Annotated in this window: 10 protein-coding genes; all 10 read right to left on the bottom strand. The window is 48.1% G+C overall.

Translation table 11 applies throughout. The annotated features are described in order from the left end of the window. Positions 1-187: 187 nt before the first annotated feature. Entirely contained in the window at positions 188-1,294 is a 1,107-nt protein-coding gene (locus BACCOPRO_RS10975) for a cholesterol-responsive sulfotransferase (protein ID WP_008143621.1), read from the bottom strand. 18 nt (positions 1,295-1,312) lie between these two features. After that, positions 1,313-2,818 (bottom strand): sulfate adenylyltransferase subunit CysN, encoded by a 1,506-nt coding sequence (cysN, locus tag BACCOPRO_RS10970; RefSeq protein ID WP_008143620.1) that lies wholly within the window; start codon positions 2,816-2,818, stop codon positions 1,313-1,315. A gap of 21 nt (positions 2,819-2,839) precedes the next feature. Continuing rightward, positions 2,840-3,751, bottom strand: a complete 912-nt coding sequence (cysD, locus tag BACCOPRO_RS10965) for a sulfate adenylyltransferase subunit CysD (RefSeq protein ID WP_008143619.1) — start codon at positions 3,749-3,751, stop codon at positions 2,840-2,842. A gap of 17 nt (positions 3,752-3,768) precedes the next feature. After that, positions 3,769-4,380: an adenylyl-sulfate kinase gene (gene cysC, locus BACCOPRO_RS10960; protein ID WP_008143617.1), complete on the bottom strand. Its 612-nt coding sequence runs from the start codon at positions 4,378-4,380 to the stop codon at positions 3,769-3,771. Between the two features lie 18 nt (positions 4,381-4,398). After that, positions 4,399-5,946, bottom strand: a complete 1,548-nt coding sequence (locus tag BACCOPRO_RS10955; protein ID WP_008143615.1) for an SLC13 family permease — start codon at positions 5,944-5,946, stop codon at positions 4,399-4,401. Positions 5,947-5,955: 9 nt separating this feature from the next. Continuing rightward, positions 5,956-6,765 carry a 3'(2'),5'-bisphosphate nucleotidase CysQ gene (gene cysQ, locus BACCOPRO_RS10950; protein ID WP_008143614.1) on the bottom strand — a complete coding sequence of 270 codons (810 nt, stop codon included), beginning with the start codon at positions 6,763-6,765 and terminating at the stop codon, positions 5,956-5,958. Positions 6,766-6,856: 91 nt separating this feature from the next. Then, entirely contained in the window at positions 6,857-8,524 is a 1,668-nt protein-coding gene (locus tag BACCOPRO_RS10945) for an amino acid permease (protein ID WP_008143613.1), read from the bottom strand. A gap of 120 nt (positions 8,525-8,644) precedes the next feature. Beyond that, entirely contained in the window at positions 8,645-9,964 is a 1,320-nt protein-coding gene (locus BACCOPRO_RS10940; RefSeq protein ID WP_008143612.1) for a TolC family protein, read from the bottom strand. Further along, entirely contained in the window at positions 9,961-12,996 is a 3,036-nt protein-coding gene (locus BACCOPRO_RS10935; protein ID WP_008143611.1) for an efflux RND transporter permease subunit, read from the bottom strand. Before BACCOPRO_RS10935 ends, BACCOPRO_RS10940 begins: the two co-directional genes overlap by 4 nt. A 12-nt stretch (positions 12,997-13,008) precedes the next feature. Further along, complete coding sequence (locus BACCOPRO_RS10930; RefSeq protein ID WP_008143610.1) at positions 13,009-14,085, bottom strand: efflux RND transporter periplasmic adaptor subunit; 1,077 nt, start codon at positions 14,083-14,085, stop codon at positions 13,009-13,011. Positions 14,086-14,093 lie beyond the last annotated feature (8 nt).

Here is a 14,093-nt window from a genome sequence, read left to right as displayed (position 1 = left end):
GAACTTTTTGTTTCAGCAGGAAGAAACTCTTGTATCGTGCTGGTGGAACTTTTTTTTCTTGCAGACAATACAGATGAAATGAATAGATAAATTCGGGTAATCGGCCGGACAGATGTTCCGGTACGTATAGACATAAAAAAGACGGCACGCGGACAATTGGAAGTCTGCGTGCCGTTGTTGTTTTGGATCAGAGTTTGTAACCCCACTGGTCAAGGGCAAACGACCAGTTCTTTTCCACCAGTTCTACGGTTTCGGGTTTGTACTGATACTTGTTCTTCTTATATCCTTTCTTCTTGTTGACGTATGCTTCGATATCGGCACGTGCTTCATCGAATCCCGGCAAAGAGAGCTTTTGATAGATCTCCTGAGTCAGGTCGAATGCATTGGTCTCGTAGTCTTCGAAACGTACTTCCACCAGATTTCCTTCCGGAATAAACTTCTTGTCTGCTTCGTATTTGTGATACAACTTTGCATAGACAGACAGAATGTTTTCCTGCAGCTGTTCGTTGCTGATATCCTGCAACTTCAGCGGCTGAATGGTATTGGTGAAGAAGCTGCGTGTTGATTCGAATACGGTATACGGGTTACGGATCAGATAGATGAATTTCGCGTTGGGGAACATTTTCACCAGTTCTTTTACACGTCCCGTATGAGGCGGGTTCTTGCTGAGGAACTGGGTTCCGTGTGTATTCCACAACGAAATCTTGATCAGTTTGGTGAATACTTCTTCGAATACCTTCAGTTCTTCTTCCGTAATATTATCAAAAAGCAGATACTTGTCAGCATATTCCTGCATGTGTTTGGGCAGGAACCAGAAATTGTAGTACGTGTAAGGCATCATGTTGGCCAGTGCGAACTCTTCTTCCTGAGGTAGATCTACTGCCAGTTCCATGTTGTCGGTCGGACGTTTGTCAGGCATCAGCCAGCTCATATTCTTCTTGAAGAAGGGCTGTCCCCACATCATCAGGTGCGGGAAGACCGTCTGATACGTGGTGTTGTAACCGAAATGCTTGTCGCATGAGAACACGTTGTGCATGAAAGTTGTTCCGCTCCGCCAGTGACCGAGGATGAACACCGGATCGTGTTCCAGCGGTTTGTCGGCCAGCAGCTTTTCATATCGTCTGTCCTGAAGAGGCTTGAGGGTAGACAACAGGCGGCATACCGCCTTTGTCAGACGGTATTTTCCCTTATAGGCCGGGTCGATGGTACGTCCGGCAGTAACCTGATTGAATGTTTTCCAGTCGGCACCTACCAGCGTATTGATCGGCAGTTTATTGAATTCTAGTAATCCCATAATCTTTTTAACTTCGAATTATTTCTTGATTTCGATGGCAATACCCTGGCGGCCCAGGTCTTTTACCGCTTTTTCAATCGCTTCGTAGTGTTCCGGAGCAATACCCAGTTTCGGCAAGTCAAGCACAGGCAGTTCCATGGTGTTGTGCATATCCTTGTCTTCTACCCGGTCGATGATCATTCCCACGGCACTGGTATTGTTTGTGATAGGATCGATCAGGATGAAAGCACCGGTAGCCTTGTTCTGAGTATACGGATCGAAGAAGATTTCCTTCGAAGAAGTCAGAACTACGCGTGCAATCTGGTTGAGCTGCATCGGAACATCTTCTTTGGCCAGGCGTCCGTTTTCCACCGACAGATGCTCCATCGTGTTGATATCCACTTTGTATTTGATGCTGTCGATGCGTGTACGGCTGGTATTGGTCGTCTGCTTCAGGAAGAAAGATTTTTCCAGATCCATCTTTTCTTCGTCCATCCACACCAGCATGGCTTCGAAATTCCGGCCGATCATCGGCTGGTTGTCCGGATGAACCAGCATTTCTCCACGTGATACGTCGATTTCATCTTCCAGAGTCAGGGTTACAGACATCGGCGGGAATGCGCAGTCGATTTCTCCTTCGTAAGTAACAATGCTTTTGATGTGTGATTTCTTTCCGGAAGGAAGAGCCATCACTTCATCGCCTTTACGGATAATACCGGAAGCTACTTTTCCGCAGAATCCGCGGAAGTCAAGATTCGGGCGCAATACATACTGTACCGGATAGCGGAAATCCTTCAGATTGTGGTCATTGCCGATGTGTACGGTTTCCAGATATTCCAGCAGGGATACTCCATCATACCATGGAGTGCGGTCTGATTTTTCCACAACATTGTCGCCGTCAAGAGCTGACAAGGGGATGCATTGTACGTCGGGAATACCCAGCGGAGTGATGAAAGCCTTGTAGTCGGCTACGATCTTGTCGAATACATCCTTTGAAAAATCTACCAGGTCCATCTTGTTGACAGCCAGAATGACATGCTTGATACCCAGCAGCGATACCAGATAACTGTGGCGACGGGTCTGGGTGATGACACCGGTGCGGGCATCTACCAGAATGATTGCCAGGTTCGCAGTTGATCCGCCTGTAATCATGTTGCGGGTATATTGTTCATGTCCCGGAGTGTCGGCGATGATGAACTTACGGTTATTGGTTGAGAAGTAGCGGTAGGCTACATCAATGGTGATGCCCTGTTCGCGTTCCGCTTTCAGGCCATCCAGCAGGAGCGCATAATCAATGTGCTCGCCGGCATTTCCTACTCGTTTGCTGTCGCGTTCCAGCGCGTCCAGCTGGTCTTCGTATAATTTTTTGCTGTCGAAAAGCAGACGGCCGATCAGTGTTGACTTACCGTCGTCTACGGAACCCGCGGTCAGAAAGCGCAGCAAGTCTTTCTGCTCGTCTTTTTTCAGGAACTCTTCGATGGACATGGAACCCCTTGCTTCCCCTTCCATCGGATTTCCTGACATGTTTTTATCTAATTCTTCCATGATTCTGATTCATTCAATTGCTTAAAAATAACCTTCACGTTTCTTCTGTTCCATGCTGGCTTCCTGGTCGAAGTCGATGACACGGGTGGTACGTTCACTCTTGGTGGTGGTCATCATTTCCTCAACAATCTTTTCAATTGTGTCGGCTTCACTTTCGATGGCACCGGTCAGCGGCCAGCAGCCCAGGGTACGGAAACGGATCTTTTTCATTTCAATCTTGTCACGGTATTTTTCCGGCAGGCGGTCGTCATCGGGCATGATCAGCTGACCATCGATGTTGACAACCGGACGTTCCTTTGCAAAGTAAAGCGGAACGATAGGAATGTTTTCCAGACGGATGTACTGCCAGATATCCAGCTCGGTCCAGTTGCTTAACGGGAACACGCGGATGCTTTCTCCTTTCCGGATACGTGCATTATAAATGTCCCACAGCTCCGGACGCTGGTTTTTGGGATCCCACTGATGGAATTCGTTACGGAACGAGAAGATACGTTCCTTGGCACGTGATTTCTCTTCGTCTCGCCGTGCGCCTCCGAAGGCTGCATCAAACTTGTATTTGTCGAGCGCATGCAGCAAAGCCTGAGTCTTCATCAGGTCGGTGTGTACCTTACTTCCGTGAGTGAAGGGACCTACTCCTGCACGGAAGGCTTCCATGTTGCTTTCCACGATCAGGTTCCAGCCATATTTCTTGGCATATTCATCGCGGAACTGAATCATTTCCTTAAACTTCCATTTTGAATCGATATGCATCAGAGGGAAGGGAACCTTTCCCGGTGCAAAGGCTTTTTCTGCCAGGCGTACCATGACAGACGAATCTTTTCCGATGCTGTACAGCATGACCGGATTTTCAAATTCGGCAGCCACTTCACGGATGATGTGAATGGACTCAGCTTCGAGTTCTTTCAGGTGGCTTAATTTATATTCTTCGTTCATTATGTATGAGAATTTATTTATTTTCGGTTGATGGTGACCTTGGGCAGGATCAAGGCCAGCAGTTGGTTGACAGATTCTTCAACAGACAGGACAGACGTGTCCAGTGACAAGGCAGGATGTTCCGGAGCTTCAAAGGGAGCAGAGATTCCGGTAAAGTTGCGGATCTCTCCCCGGCGTGCCTTGGCATACAGACCTTTCACATCTCGGCGTTCACATTCTTCCAGCGGCGTGCTGACGTAGATCTCCATGAAATCTTCCTTACCGATGATGCGTGCAGCCATTTCGCGGATGTCATTGTTCGGGCTGATGAAAGCAGCCAGGGTAATGATACCCGTGTCGACAAACAGTTTGCCGATTTCAGCGATGCGGCGGATGTTTTCCACGCGGTCTTCTGCCGAGAATCCCAGGTTGTTGTTGATACCGCTGCGGATATTGTCTCCGTCAAGAATACGGCATAAAAGTCCTCTTTTTTGTAATTCGCGTTCCAGTGCGATTGCTACGGTGCTTTTGCCCGAGCCGCTCAAGCCTGTGAACCAGATCATGATGCCGCGCTGTCCCAGCAAGGCTTCCTTGTCAGAACGTCCCAGCATCTTGTCGAATATCGGATAGATATGATTTGTTTCTTCCATAATCAGTTTATATTCAAATTAAAAGCTCCATATTTGTGGAATGACGAATACGGAAATCAGAAAAGTAATGATGTTCAGCGGCAGACCGATCCGCACGAAGTCTGTAAACTTGTAGTTACCGATACCTTGTACGATGAGGTTGGTCTGGTAGCCGATCGGAGTTGAGAAACTGGCTGAGGCTGCCATGCAGATCACGACAAAGAAAGGCATGGGGCTTACGCCAAGTTGCTGCGAAATGGACAAAGCCAGCGGAAAGGAGAGAGCCGCTGCGGCATTGTTGGTGATCAGCTCCGTAAAGATATTGGTGATGATGAACATTGCTGCCAGCAGGACATATGGCCCGTGACTGTGGCTGAGTCCGATGATATAGCTTGCAAGCAAGTCTGCCACTCCCGAGTTTTCCATGGCTTTGCTGATGGCAAAGGCACAGGCAATGGTGATCAGAATATCCCAGGAAATGTATTTGGTATATTTCTGTGGTGGGAATATTTTGGTCCATGCCATGATGACTGTCGTAATGGAAACAAAGAAGAACATATCCAGTTTGATGCCTTCCGGCAGCAGGCGCTGGATGGCTGGCAGTTCACCGATGGTTGCACCGATAATCATGATCAGCAGCAGGATCAGGGCAAACCAGCGTTTTTTCTTTCCGGCCGGTTCATAATCTTTGCCGTTGGCAAGCATCAGGAAGACGGATGATTCTCCCCAAGTGCGGATGAAGCTGTCGTCGGTAAGTACCACCAGGGTATCTCCTTCGCGGAAACGGATGTTTCCCAAGTCTGTATACGTGTGTCCGCTGCGGCGTAACTCCTTGATTTCAGCTCCATAGTGACGCTTGAAGTTGAAGTCGCCTACCCGTTTGTTGATACCGGGGAATCGGGGACCGATCACTGCTTCCACCAGATGTAAGGTAGAATTCTGTTCTTCTTCTTCGTTTCCGGATGTTTCAGGACGGTCAGAAGGGAGCAGTTTACTGGAAAAAAGGAACAGGTAAATAATGCCGGCTATGGCAATGAATACGCCGACTTTTCCCAGTTCGAACATGGAAAAACCTTTCAGTCCCGCTTCCTGAATCATACTGTGTACAACCAGATTGGTCGAAGTCCCGATCAGGGTACAGATACCTCCCAGGATTGTTACGTATGAAAGAGGGATCAGGAAATATGTTGCCGGCAGTTTGACAGAACTGGCCCATCGCTTGATGATGGGAGCAAAAATAACGACTACAGGCGTATTGTTCAGAAAGGCCGAGATAAACGCAATGCTGGGGAGCATGCGGATTTGGGCCTTGAATACGGAAGTCTTTTCCTGTGGCAGGAGTTTCTTGATGACCTGTGTCAGGGCACCGCTTTGGCGGATACCTTCACTGACCAGAAACAGCATGGCCACCGTAATCATGCCTTTGTTGCTGAAACCTTCCAGCATTTCTTTCGGACTGAGGATACCGGTACAGAGAAACAGGACAACTACCGAGAACAGAATCATTCCCGGACGCATCTTGTCCATAATCAGTGCGGCCAGCATGCCGACCAGTGCGACGAGTACAATAATCACTTCAACATTCATATGCTTTGTTTATTCGGCAATAAACCAGGGATTCAACAAATCCGTCTTGTTGTATTGCAGAGGACGGCGGGTGTCAGCTTGCCAGACTTCTTTTCCGGTAGCCCGGATAATAGCATGGCCTGCAGCTGTATCCCATTCCATTGTCGGGGCAAAGCGGGGATAAACATCTGCTTTTCCTTCTGCAATAAGGCAAAGTTTGAGCGAACTTCCCTTGGAGGCGATCTCAATGCGGCTGTGCTTCTGTTTCATCTCTTCGATGTAAGCTTCTGTTTCCGGGCTCAGGTGAGAGCGGGAAGCTACGATTGTGAACGGACGTTCTGACCCGGTTGCGTAGGGCAGGCGGACTCCCTGTGCCATCAGCTTGTCGAGTGTCATGTCTTCAGCCAGGCTGGAAATTTCGCTTACTTTGTATGCACCGAATTCTTTGTCTGCAAAGTATAACTCTTTTTTTACCGGGATATAAATTACACCGGCTTCAGGAGTTCCGTTTTTGACGTATGCAATATTAACGGTAAACTCTCCGTTTCGTTTGATGAATTCTTTGGTCCCGTCCAGAGGATCCACAATCCATAATTCGTTCCAGCTCTGTCTTTCTTCTACTGGAATCTTTTTCCCTTCTTCGCTCAGAATAGGGTAGGGAGTTACTGACAAAGTCGATGCGATGACTTCGTGTGCCTTGCGGTCAGCAATTGTCAACGGTGAGTTGTCAGCTTTTTTTTCTATCTCAAAATCAGCGTTCGGATCTGTGTATACATCCATGATTCTCGCTCCGGCTTGTAATGCAGCCCGGATAGCGACTAAAAGTACGTTTTTATCCATAATAAAACAAATCGCTGTAAAATAACAGCTTTTTAGAATATTATCCGTGTTCGGATTTTCGTTTTTTTTGTTCTTCCTCTGATAGTTAATATCAATTAACAGTTTCCTGCTTGGGATATTGTGTATTAAAAATTCGCCACATATAATAAGCGCAATGCGTAAATGCGAAAACAAAAGAAATGGACAGCAGTGTCTTGTCTGCGTTCCATCCGATGGTCTGCTGGTGCCATAATCCTGTGATGATACTCAGCACGGAGAGTACAAGGCCCATGACATTCAGAACGTTGTCTCCTTTGCGGTGTTTCTTCCCGGGTTCCAGCTTGCTGTGTTTGATTCCATAGCCTGCATAGACATCCAGACCGATCAGCATCCATAATACAAGCCGGATCCAGGTATCGGCAGGCAGGAAGCACATCATGCACAGGCAGGTCAGGATACCCATGATGGGAACGAAAGGAACAAACGGTGTCTTGAATGCGCGATGTACGTCGGGCATGGTTCTCCGTACCACCAGAACGGCTGCACAAACCAGGGTGAAGGCAAGCAGTGTTCCGATGCTGGTCATTTCTCCGGCTACCTGTGCGGGAACAAATCCTGCCAGAATGCTGACAACGACCATGAACAGGCAGTTGCTGTGGACCGGAGTCCGGAAACGTTCATTGATACGCGAAAAGAAAGGAGGAAGCAGTCCGTCATGACTCATGCTGAGGAAGACTCTGCTTTGTCCCAGTAAGGTTACCATGATGACGGAGCAGTATCCGAAGAGAATGGCCAGCACGATGGCTTTGTTCAGCCAGGGATAAGCAGGCTGTATGGCTCCTGAAGCATCTATGGTTCCCATGTTTTCGATAGCAACGGCTACCGGTGCAATGCCCACTTGTCCTTCAAACTGTGTGTAATGTGCCACTCCGGTCATGACATGGGCAAAGAGTATATAAAGTATGGTACATACCAGCAATGAAACAAGAATACCGATAGGCATGTCCCGCTTGGGGTTCTTGGTTTCCTGGGCGGCGGTACTGACAGCATCAAATCCCAGAAAGGCAAAGAATACAATGGCAGCACCCCGAAGGACACCTGAAAGTCCGAATTCACCCAGCTTGCCGGTATTTTCCGGAATATAGGGTACGTAGTTGTCCGACTGGATAAATTTCCATCCCAGCACGACAAACAGGAGGATGACTGCTATTTTCAGAAAGACGATCAGTCCGTTGAAGAAAGAACTTCCTGCTGTTCCCCGCATCAGGATGAGGCTCATCAGTACGACAATCAGCATGGCCGGAATATTAACGATGCCTCCGTCCCAGGGGCAGGCCGTGAAAGCGTGTGGCAGTTCGATACCGATATTTTGCAGGAATACGACCAGATACCGGCTCCAGCTGATACTGACTGTTGTAGCCGCTACGGTGTATTCCAGGACAAGATCCCATCCGATAATCCAGGCAATGAGTTCTCCCATCGTCGCATACGAATAAGTATATGCGCTGCCGGAAACAGGTATCATGGATGCAAATTCCGCATAGCATAATCCGGCAAAGCAGCATCCGATGGCTGCAATGATGAAGGACAGCGTAATGGCTGGTCCGGTGTATTCGGCTGCTACGGTTCCTGTAATGGAAAAGAGACCTGCTCCAATAATAACTCCCACTCCAAGAGCTACCAGGCTGACGGGGCCCAGCACTCGTTTCAACGTCTTGCTGCCAGTTTCTCTGGCTTCTGCCTGCAGTGCATCAATACTTTTTCGAATGAATAATCCCATGTCTTTTTTGTAAAGGCTTTAAAAACAAGCTGCAAAGATACGGTTTTTATTGGAGACGACTGCATAGAATCGGTTGAAAATATCTGTCTCCCGTTGCTTCTTTCCCAAGAAGCCGCAGAGTTATTTCAGGTATTCCGTGATTTTTCCGCTGATCTGCAAGAGGGATATTTCGCACATCTTCGTGTCGTATTCCGCAGAAAGGATCCGTTCTTCGGCATCCAGCAGACTCTTCTGTGCTTCACGCATTTCGATACCCGACAGGTCTCCCAGTAGATAGCGTTCCTTGGCTATTTCATGGTTTTCTTTGGCAGCAATGAGGTTCTGTCTTTCCAGATTCAGCAGACGGAGATTATTCCGGTAGGCTTGCCAAAGGTTGCTGAGGTCAGCACGCAGTCCCTGTTCCAGTTCATCGCGCTCCAGCTGGGCGTTGCGGATAGCCAGACTGGCATTGCGTTTTTCTCTTTTGCGGTTACCGTCGAAAATATTGAATCCGACTGTAATGCCACCGTTGAATCCCCAGTTGTTGCGTATGCGGGTAGCATTGATATCATATTTGTTGAACGTATATCCATATCCGGCATTCAGCTTTACGTAAGGATAGTTCCGGGAAAGCACCTTCTTATAGTCCAGCTGTGCCAATGTTGAATTCTGGTCAGCCCGGAGCAGACTGGCATTGGTCGTCAGTGTGGCATTCCACAATTCGGTGAAATCCAGACGATCGTTGAGATCGATGACAGAGTCTTTGACCTGAATGGGGCGGTCCATATCCTTGGCTGCCATCAGTTCATTTAGGTTGATGCGCGAGGTATGTACCAGCTCCTGCTGTTTCATATATGAGGCACTGTCTGCATTGAAGTCCACTTTTGCCTGCTGATAGTCCAGTCGGGAAAAGTTTCCGATGTGGTACCGTTCCTCCACGATGCGCAGTCGTTCTTTGGACAATGAGACTGCATAGCGGAAGTTCTTAAGCCGGATTTCCTGCTGGATATAATTATAATATTCCGCAGTCAGACTGGCAATGAAGTCTTCAATGGCGATCCGTGTGTTAGTTGCTCCCTGACGTTCCAGTTCTTTCAGCTGTTTGTAGGTCGTGCTGATGTTAAATCCGTCGAAGATTGTCCAGCTGACATCCAGACCGGCATCAAGAGTCTGGTCAAATACGCCCCGGTTACTGATGGTATTGCCTGTACTGCGTTCTTCGGTGTCCGTATTATTCACGTTTCCGGAGTAACCGGCGGTAAGATCTACGGTAGGCAGATACCCGGCATTTCCCAGTGTTGCATTATTTTTGCTGATTTGTTCTTCATTGCGTGAGATTCTCAGGGAATAATTGTTCATCAGTCCTTCTTCCAGACATTGCTGAAGTGTATAGGGATACTGGGCATGGAGATTTGCTCCGATGCCCAGAAACAGGATAAGTAAGTTTATGATTCGTTTCATACTTTGTTTTCCTTCTTTTCACGGTTGGTAGATATATATGAATAAATTGCCGGAACGATGTACATGGTCAGGAAGGTAGATACCAGCATTCCTCCCACAACGGCTGTACCCATGGCAATACGCTGATTGGCTCCTTCACCGGTAGCAAAGGTGAGGGGAAGTAATCCCAGGATAGTAGATGCACTTGTCATCAGGATCGGACGCAGACGTTGTAAGGCAGCATCCCGTATGGCTTGCATCTTGTTTTCTCCCGCTTCCTGTTTCTGATTGGCAAACTCAACGATCAGAATACCATTCTTGGCAACAAGACCGATCAGCATGATGATACCGATCTGACTGAAGATGTTCATTGTTATGTCGCCGAAGAACATGAAGACCAAAGCTCCGGCAATGGCCAGAGGAACGGTAAGCATAATGATGAACGGATCCTTGAAACTCTCGAACTGAGCGGCCAGAATCAGATAAATCAGGACCAGTGCCAGGATGAACGCAAACATCAGACTGGATGAACTTTCCCGGTAATCCTTGGAATCTCCGGACAAAGCAGTACGGAATGTTTCATCCAATACCTCCGAAGCAATCTTGTCCATTTCGTCAAGTCCTTCTCCGATGGTCTTTCCTTCGGCAAGTCCCGCAGAGATGGTGGCTGAAATGAAACGGTTGTAGTGATAGAGTTTCGGCGGTGCAATAGCCTCGACGAACTCTACGAGATTGTCCATCTGAATCATTTGTCCCTTGTCATTCCGGATATAAATGGACTTGATGTTGGCAGGCTGGTTACGTTGCTGACGGTTGATCTGTCCCAGGATCTCATATTGTTTTCCGTTCATGTAAAAATATCCCATGCGCTGTCCGCTCAGTCCGTATTGCAGCGTTTCGGCAATATCGCGTACGTTGACTCCCATACTTCCTGCCTTGTCGCGGTTGATGTTCACCCGCATTTCAGGGCTGCTGAACTTCAGATCGACATCGGCCATCTGGAACGTCGGATTATCATATACCCGATTCAGGAATTCAGGAAGGACCTTTTCCAGCTTGTCGATACTGACAGCCTGCAAGACATATTGTACCGGCATACTGCTTCGACGTCCTCCAAAGGAAGACTGCTGTTGGACGAATGTTCTGGCCTTGGTCTTGGTACGGATGGCTTTGGAGATCTTTTCTGCCACCTGCATCTGGGTGTAGTCACGATCCTGAATATCTTTCAGAGTAATCTGGATGTTTCCACTTCCGCTGGATACACGGGCGGTTACAGCTGCTGCATCCGGAACGATGGAGTCAACCAGATCGTTGATGTCTTCCGTATAATCGCGGATGTATTCGTAGCTGGCTCCTTCGGCAGCTCTTGTACTGATCGTAATTTTTGAACGGTCTTCCAGGGGAGCCATTTCAGCCGGAATCTTATTCCACAGGAAGGCAATCAAGACAAGTGTAATCAGGGTAAAGGGAATTGCAATGACCCGTTTGCTGAGAAATTTGTCCAGCGAACGGCCGTAAATCCGGTTCATGCCTTCAAAGAAAGGCTCTGTCTTCCGGTAGAACCATCCTTGCTTTTCTCGTTTGATCAATAATTTGGTCGCCAGCATCGGGGTGAAAGTCAATGCAGCGAAGGAAGAAATAATCACAGAACCGGCAACTACAAAACTGAATTCGCGAAACAGGCGGCCGCTGGTTCCTTCCATAAATACAATGGGGAGGAATACGGCTACCAGCGTGATGGTCGTGGAAATGACCGCAAAGAAAATTTCCTTGGCTCCTTCGATACCGGCATCAAAAGGTTTCATTCCTTTTTCAATACGGATATAAATGTTCTCGGTCATAACGATGGCATCGTCCACCACCAGACCCACCGACAGAACAACGGCCAGCATGGTCAGGACATTGATGGAGAAACCGGCCACATACATAACGAAGAACGCTCCGATCAGTGACACGGGGATGACAATGCACGGGATCAAGGTTACACGCCAGTCGCGGAGGAAGAGGAAGATAATAATGATAACCAGTACGAAGGCTTCGTACACGGTACTCTCAACCTCGGCAATGGAGGCACGGATGAACTTGGTGCTGTCGAATCCATAACTGTATGTTACGTCTTCAGGAAGGTCCTTGCGCATTTGTTCCATGCGTTCGTAGACGGCATCTGCAATTTCAATGTGGTTGGCTCCCGGTTGGGGAATGACAACAACACCTACCATGGGCACGCCGTTCATTTTCATGTAACTCTTTATATCGGCTGCTCCCAGTTCGGCATAACCGATATCGCTGAAGCGGATTACTTGTCCGTTGACTTCCTTAATGATTACGTTATTGAATTCCTTGGCCGTGTGCATCTGTCCCATGGTGCGTAAGGTCAGTTCCACGGTATTACCTTCAATGCTGCCGGAAGGTAGCTCCAGATTTTCATTGGTGATGGCATTCTTGATGTCTACGGGAGTAATTCCATAACCGGCCAGTTTGTTAGGATCCAGCCACAAACGCATGGAATATCTTTTCTCACCCCAGATGGAAACGCTGCTCACATTGGAAATGGTCTGTAACTGTTCCTTGACAGTCAGGTCGGCTATTTCACTCAGTTCAAGAAGCGAACGGCTGTCACTCTGAATGGCAACCATCAGGATCGGCGTAGCATCAGCATCAGCCTTGGATACGGTAGGAGGGTCGCAGTCACGCGGGAGGTAACGTTGAGCCCGCGAAACCTTATCGCGCACATCATTGGCGGCTGTTTCCAGATCGACAGATAATTCGAATTCTACGGTAATACGGCTTTGTCCCTGCTGGCTCACACTGGAAAGGGACCGGATACCCGGAATACCGTTGATGTTCTGTTCAAGCGGTTCCGTAATCTGATTCTCTATGACTTCGGCATTGGCTCCCGGATAGCTGCATGATACGGAAATGATGGGATTGTCGACAGAGGGATATTCACGTACTCCCAGTGTGGTATAGCCGATCAGACCGAAAAGCAGAATAATGATGGTAAGCACAGTGGCCAATACGGGCCTGCGTATGCTAAGTTCGGAAATATTCATAGGCGCAGGCAATTAGTTGAGTTGATCAATGACGACTGACATTCCTTTACGCAACTGCAGGGTACCCGAAGTGATGATGGTATCACCGGCTGCCAGTCCTTTCAGTATCTGGACTTCTGCTTCTGTACGGATGCCCAGCGCAACTTCTACCGGTTCAGCCTTTCCGGAGCGGTAGACAAATACCTTGTTCTTGCCCATTTCGGGGACAATGGCTTCCGAGGGAATGGCGATGGCATCTTTGATTTCTTCCCGTTTGAGCTGGATGTCGGCATAGCGGCCGGGAATCAGTTCTCCTTGTGTATTGGGATAAAGCGCTCTGACAGTTAGTGTCAGTGTATTGGGATCAATGCGTGATTCTGTTGCATAGACTTGTGCCCGGAAGGTTTCCAGCCGGCCTGTGATCATGAAATCCAGATTTGTTCCCTTTTTGACCTGGCGGGCATATCGTTCGGGAATACCGAATTCCACCTTTAAGGGAGTTATCTTGGTCAGTTTGGCAATAACGGTTGAAGGAGATGCATAGGCACCCACACTGACCTGACGCAAACCGATAACTCCGTCGAAGGGAGCTCTCAATTCAGTCATGGCGATATTGGCTTTTACATTTTCAATGTCTGCATGGAGCGTAGCCAGTTCGGTCTTTACCTGTTCATAGGCTTCTTTACTGACGGCATCCCGTTGCAGCAAGGCGTTTTGACGGAATACGCGGTCTTCAGCCAAAGGCATTTGAGCTTCCAGACGCTTCAGTTGAGCCTGAAGCTGACTGTCGTTTACCTTTGCCAGTAATTGTCCTTTTTTTACAAAAGTTCCTTCCGTGAAATTGATGTCCACAATCTTTCCTGATGCTTCAAAGGAAAGATCGACTTCTTCATCAGGCATCAGTTTCCCGCTGACAAACAATTCGTCTGTCAGCAGGTGAGGTCTGATGATTTGTGCATTAATATTGAGACTTCTGTTTTTCTGTGTCGGGGCAACATCCTTCACGGCAGCCAGGTCTTCATTTTCTCTGGGAGTAAATGTGTGGATACCCAAAGTAGTCAAACCGGCTCCGACAATAATCACAATTCCCCATTTGATGTATTTTTTCATAGCAATTG

Source organism: Phocaeicola coprophilus DSM 18228 = JCM 13818 (assembly GCF_000157915.1).
GTDB classification, from domain to species: Bacteria; Bacteroidota; Bacteroidia; order Bacteroidales; family Bacteroidaceae; genus Phocaeicola; species Phocaeicola coprophilus.
The sequence above is the reverse complement of the archived record's forward strand: the minus strand, read 5'-3'. Positions and strand labels throughout refer to the sequence as shown.